This is a genomic window from Streptomyces sp. NPDC005151 (genome assembly GCF_053599875.1).
This window is the reverse complement of the sequence record NZ_JBSFYR010000201.1, coordinates 1-4,745: the sequence shown is the minus strand read 5'-3', so window position 1 is coordinate 4,745 and position 4,745 is coordinate 1. Positions and strand designations below refer to the sequence as shown.

The window sequence follows — 4,745 nt, the reverse complement described above, 5'->3', positions numbered from 1 at the left end:
CCCGAAGACGCCCTGGACTGCGCCTGCGGCTTCTACCTCGGCGACCCGACGCCCTGATCAACACCCCTCCACGAACTTGCGCGGGGCAGCACTAGAGGATGGAAGCGGTGACCGTGTGAGCCAGGACGAGAACCCTCAGGATCCGCCGCCCATTGTTGTCGTGCTGCCAGACGGCCAGGAGATACGAGCGCGACTTCATGCCCGTCGGCAAGGGCGGGACGGCTGGCGGTATCACATCGGCGTCATGATGTGGCGGGGCAGCACAAGCGATGGTGTGGAACCGGTCGAGCATCGGGCCTGGGTAAGTCCCGTGCAGGCGCGCCCTGTTCTGGGTGTCTCCTACGAGCAGGTACCCACCCATCGCCTGTCCTCGGCAGCCAGCGGCCTGCCCACGAATGTGGAACCGGCCTGGACGGTTCAGCACCTGCCACATCGACCTGGCCATCCAGGCGCCACGCTCGTGCACGTCATCGGCTGCGCACCCGGCGGCCAGAGGCTGGACCGGGAACAGGCCCTCACCGCGCTTGGCCAGCCCCGCGCAGCAGCATGCAAAGAATGCGACGCGGCAGGGTCCCTGACTACTGAAGACGAGCCCCCGTCTCCTTGAGGCGGCACGAGGCCAACCCGTACCGATCGCGCCTGTCCTCCCTCGAGGACGCACAGGCCACCACCGCACCTGCCCGATCACAATCCCCCGCCCTGTATCAGCGACGGCAGGAGGACATCGCCGCTGACCGAGGGGCATCCCCGCCGCAGTCGGCGTATCCGCTGTGTAAAGTCGGGCCGGTGAGCGCCGCGCGGCGGGCGAAGAGTGCCCACATCAGCGGCTTCCACGCCCGGCTGCTCCCGTGTTCCACGAACTGGTTAACTCTTTGGGTTCCAACCCTGCCTCGGGTAACGGCCGCGTCAGCGCGCGGCCGGTGTTCGTTCATGTCCAGGGTCTGCTGGAACAGCGTCCGGACGTGTCGGTGGCAGCGGTCGCGCGGTGTGCTGGCGTGGCCGCTTCCACGGTGAAGTCGCTGCTGCACGACGCTGCTCGCGGTGGTGGTGAAGGTCGGGCGGTCTCGCGCGTGCTGGCGGACAGGCTGCTGGCGGTCGGGGTGGCCGACCTGCCGCAGCCCGGATGCGGATACGGCGGCCGGTCCACCGACGCTGCTCCCGCAATGCGGCACATCCGCCATCTGATTGGGTCCCACCCTGGCTTGTCGATGTCCGTGCTGGCGCGGGCAGCGGGGATGACACCGAGCACGCTGGCAGCTGCGCTCAAAGACGTAGAGGCCGGACGCCCCCGCCGCATCCAGGCCTCGGCCGCCGAACGGCCCTCGCCCTCGGCAGCGGCGCTCCTCTCCCCGAAGGACAAGCGCGGCGCTGTGACACTGTCGATGCCGCACCCGTCGCCACCCATGTACGCCATCTCACACCCACCCTCCGGGGAGGCGTCGGTTGCCGCTTTGGGCGGGCGGCTGCCTCCGAGCCGGGCCCGGTGGATGCGGGTGCGCACGATCCGGGTCCGCGACCTGTTCGGCTGACACCCCTGGGCGTCCTTTGCCGGCTGTCGGGTTCCGTCCCCCGGCGCCGCCACCGGGGGACGGAATTCCTGCGCGCTGTGTTCAGCTGCGGGGGTAGGCTCCGGCCTCTGCGGACATCTGCTCGGACCGGTAATCCTGCTGCCAGCTGGCGGGGATGCCGAGGGCGGTGGGGGCGTCCGCGATCCCGGCACCCACGCGGGCCGGATCGGCGCCCGGCAGCGGCCGGCAGGCGGTGCGCAGCAGCGTGTACAGGTGGTCGGCGCGGGCCGGGATGCGGGGCATGACCTGGGTACGCAGATGGTCGTGGTGGGCCAGGAGCAGGGCGGCGAGGCCGGTGACGTGGGCGGCGGCGATCGCGGTGCCGTCGGCAGGGGTGTAGCCGTCTCCCAGTGCGGTGGTGATGACCGCCGCGCCCGGTGCGACCAGGTCCACCCCCGGCCAGGTGGGGGTGAACGGCGCCGGATAGGGTCCGGGCCATGGCGGCTGCACCGCCGCGAGAGGAGCGGTGGACGGGTAGGTGCCGGTGTGCGCGATCGCCCCCACCGCGAGGACCCCAGGCAGGGCGGCGGGCTGGGTGAGGGGGCCGGCGGTGTCGCCGGCGGGGGCGATGACCGTGATCCCGGCCGCGTGCGCATCCAGCAGCTTCCACGCCATGAGCTGCGACGGAAACGCGTAGGCGAGGTTGATCTGGGCGATGTCGATGTCATGCGTAACGCAGTAGTCGACCGCGCGGAGCAGGTCGCTGACGTGCCCGCCGGGGAACAGTTTCAGTGCGTGCAGCTCGGCCTCCGACGCGATCCCGGTGATGCCGGTGCGGCTGTCGGCCGCGGCAATCACTCCCGCGCACCAGGTGCCGTGTCCGCACGCGTCCACTGTCCAGGTGCCGTTTCCGGCGCCGACGGTGGTGGTGAGGTCGTGGCCGTGCCGGACGCTCTCTTTGAGGTCGGGGTGGGCGGTGTTCACTCCGGAGTCGATGAGCGCAATCTTGATGCCGTGTCCGCGGTAGGTCGGGGGGATCTGGTGCAGCCGCATTGCCTGCGCCCCCCAGCCCGTCAGCGCCCGGCCGGGGGAGCCCTCGAACGTCTCCGCCAGGGCCTGTACCTCCACCACCGCCTCCCCGCCCTCGGTGAGATCGGGGCGGCCGGTCCGCAGCGGCCAGTAGCCGCTGACGGGCCGCACATACAGCCCCTGGAGGGTGTCCGGCGTGTCCGCCGCCAGCGTCAGGCTCACCCGCCCGTCGCGGCCCGTGACCCCGTGCACCGGAATACTGCTGCCGATCGCCCACACGTGCGCCCCGGCCACCGCCTGACCGTCACCGCCCACCACCCGCAGCCTGACCGTTCCGGGCTCCTCCAGGGTGATGGCGAGCATCGGGTCCACCACCGGCACCGCAGTGCCCATGCCGGCGCTGATCGGTGGGGTGGGGGTGTAGGCGAGGGGCTGGTCGATCTCCACGACCACCTGCGGGTTCGCCGCCAAAGCGCGGGCCCGCTGCTCGGGCATCGTGACCACCGCGACCGGAGGGCAGGCCGGATGCGGCTCCGTGATCGCCCCCAAGCCCCGGGGACGGGACGGGCGCAGCTGTGCCACCGGTTCCACCTCGGGGTCTTCCTCCAGCAGGGTGAACAGCGCGGCCGCTTCGATCGGTGGCACCCCGCCGCCCAGCATGCCCATCGGGCGCGGCGCCACCAGATACCGGCCCCACCCCGCCCTAACCCCCCGGCCCTGGGTATATCCGAGCGCCTGTGCCTCCCCGCCACGTCCGGCCGGCTCACCCGTACCGTCCGCTGCCTCGCTCGGCTGTGTCGCCGCGGCCTCCTGCGCCTGGGCCTTGCCCTTGCCGCCGTTGCCCGGCTTCACACCGCCGCCTTGCTCACCCATCACACAAACCGCCATCTCACACTCAAGGGTTGCTTCACTTGTCACATCACGTCGCGCAAGCCGCTGCTTGGTGGGAGCGGCACCTCGCCCCCACCACGCAGCCCGTCACTGCGGCGCCTCGCCGCCCGGCGCGAGGGGCTGTTACATGCCCAGAGGCGACAACTGCCCGTACTGCGGCTGCTGCCCGAACATGCCCTGCCCCTGGTCAAGCCCCGGGAACTGGCCGCCCTGTCCCATCTGGCCCTGCGGCTGCAGGCCCGGGAACTGGCCGAACTGCTGCTGGCCCTGCTGGCCCTGCTGGCCCTGCTGGCCCTGCTGGCTCTGCTGTACCAGCGTCAGGATCGCGATAGGCAGCGCCTGCTGCACGGACTGCTCCACAGCGCTCCGCACGCCCTGGAGAAGGGTGTGGTGCAGCGCGACAGCCAGGTACGGGTGCGCCTGGTGGGCCAAGCCCTGCTGCTGCAGCTGCTGCTGAACCTGCTGGATCTGCTGCAGCGTCTGCTGCATGCGCTGCGCCACCTGCTGGCTCGCCTGCTGGCAGGCCTGCTGGATCGACTGCTGAACCACCTGCGCGAGCTGCTGCTGCGGCCCGGCGATCTGCTGGCCGAACGGCTGCTGGCCCTGGCCCTGCTGCCCCCAGGGCTGCTGCTGGCCGAACGGCTGCTGCTGGCCGAACGGCTGCTGGGTCTGGGGCTGGCTGATCTGCTGGGGGGTGTAGACGGACATGCGGGACTCCTCCTTGAGCCTTGCGGGTGGACACGGCCAGGCGCCGAACCTGAAAGCCGGTCCGCCGCCGCCATCGAGCAGCAAACCACCAACCGACGAAGAATACATTCCGGGACATACCGCCAAGGGGAGTGCCGCCGGCGGAGAGGTCCACCTGGGCACACGTGGCTGTCCCATCCGGCGGTGCGGCCGCCAGGGCGACTGGCCGAGGCCGGCTGCCGGGGTGCAGGCTGGAGAGATGAGCGTGCAGCCGTCTTCCGGCGCTCACGGTGCGTCTGAGTTGCCGCCGCTGTCGCCGATGCTGGCGGTGGCGGGCCCGCCACCGAGACCAAAGAAGGAGGCCGAGTACGCGTTCGAGACGCTGTGGAACGGGGCCCGGGTGATCGCCCATCTGCCCGGGGACGGCACCGTCCGGCTGCTGTCAGCCACCGGGCTGGACGTCACTGGCCAGTACCCCGAGCTGCAGACCCACACCAAACCGAGAGATCGCAGATAGGTGCGCAAGATCAAAAAATGCGAGCCGGTGGTGGCCGAGCCGGGGCCGTTGACAGTGATCGTCCGGTCCTGAAAGGGCCATGGCCGATCGGGTGTGATGCAAGGATCAGCGGA

The 4,745-nt window shown here is 70.9% G+C and carries 5 protein-coding genes; 3 read left to right on the top strand and 2 right to left on the bottom strand.

Annotated features, from left to right (window positions below):
* The first annotated feature begins 244 nt into the window (after positions 1 to 244).
* Together ACWD6R_RS39835 and ACWD6R_RS39830 are read left to right on the top strand one after the other, a co-directional pair.
* Positions 245 to 607 carry a DUF6233 domain-containing protein gene (locus ACWD6R_RS39835; protein ID WP_451823233.1) on the top strand — a complete coding sequence of 121 codons (363 nt, stop codon included), beginning with the start codon at positions 245 to 247 and terminating at the stop codon, positions 605 to 607.
* Between the two features lie 241 nt (positions 608 to 848).
* Complete coding sequence (locus ACWD6R_RS39830; RefSeq protein WP_451823232.1) at positions 849 to 1,529, top strand: hypothetical protein; 681 nt, start codon at positions 849 to 851, stop codon at positions 1,527 to 1,529.
* A gap of 81 nt (positions 1,530 to 1,610) precedes the next feature.
* Here ACWD6R_RS39830 and ACWD6R_RS39825 read toward each other — a convergent pair whose 3' ends face one another.
* Both ACWD6R_RS39825 and ACWD6R_RS39820 read right to left on the bottom strand, forming a co-directional pair.
* Positions 1,611 to 3,410, bottom strand: coding sequence for a S8 family serine peptidase (locus ACWD6R_RS39825; protein ID WP_451823231.1), 1,800 nt, complete (start codon positions 3,408 to 3,410; stop codon positions 1,611 to 1,613).
* 141 nt (positions 3,411 to 3,551) lie between these two features.
* Positions 3,552 to 4,136: a hypothetical protein gene (locus ACWD6R_RS39820; RefSeq protein ID WP_451823230.1), complete on the bottom strand. Its 585-nt coding sequence runs from the start codon at positions 4,134 to 4,136 to the stop codon at positions 3,552 to 3,554.
* Between the two features lie 238 nt (positions 4,137 to 4,374).
* Here ACWD6R_RS39820 and ACWD6R_RS39815 point away from each other — a divergent pair, with 238 nt between their 5' ends.
* Entirely contained in the window at positions 4,375 to 4,632 is a 258-nt protein-coding gene (locus tag ACWD6R_RS39815) for a hypothetical protein (protein ID WP_451823229.1), read from the top strand.
* Positions 4,633 to 4,745 lie beyond the last annotated feature (113 nt).

Bases quoted from the DNA above. Each gene is read 5' to 3' on its own strand.
- ACWD6R_RS39835 (WP_451823233.1), top strand. From the start codon at position 245: ATGATGTGGCGGGGCAGCACAAGCGATGGTGTGGAACCGGTCGAGCAT.
- ACWD6R_RS39815 (WP_451823229.1), top strand. From the start codon at position 4,375: ATGAGCGTGCAGCCGTCTTCCGGCGCTCACGGTGCGTCTGAGTTGCCG.
- ACWD6R_RS39820 (WP_451823230.1), bottom strand. From the start codon at position 4,136: ATGTCCGTCTACACCCCCCAGCAGATCAGCCAGCCCCAGACCCAGCAG.
- ACWD6R_RS39825 (WP_451823231.1), bottom strand. From the start codon at position 3,410: ATGGGTGAGCAAGGCGGCGGTGTGAAGCCGGGCAACGGCGGCAAGGGC.